The 234-nt window shown below is 40.6% G+C and carries 1 pseudogene; it reads right to left on the bottom strand.

Going from position 1 to position 234, the window contains the following annotated elements:
- Positions 1 to 98: 98 nt before the first annotated feature.
- A pseudogene (locus HC733_RS22910) lies at positions 99 to 234 on the bottom strand (transposase); the annotation flags it as partial.

The following is a 234-nucleotide window of genomic DNA, read 5'->3' as shown; positions in this document are numbered from 1 at the left end:
TCATTAACTGCGTTAAATATTTCTCATGTAGAATAACTACATAGCGAAATATTTGCCTTGTTTCTAAGCCATTTATCTGTCGCAATATCTGATCACTTATTTAATGTAATTGGTATAATATAGTGCCAACCTTGCCTGCGCACGGCCTTGAGCCAGGGCACTTTAAAACCCGCATCTGTTACAATGACCGGGCGGCATTCGCTCGGTAAGATCAGCTTGAGCATGCTTAGAAAT

This window comes from Pseudoalteromonas sp. S16_S37, assembly GCF_014694405.1.
GTDB lineage: Bacteria > Pseudomonadota > Gammaproteobacteria > Enterobacterales > Alteromonadaceae > Pseudoalteromonas.
The sequence above is the reverse complement of the archived record's forward strand: the minus strand, read 5'-3'. Positions and strand labels throughout refer to the sequence as shown.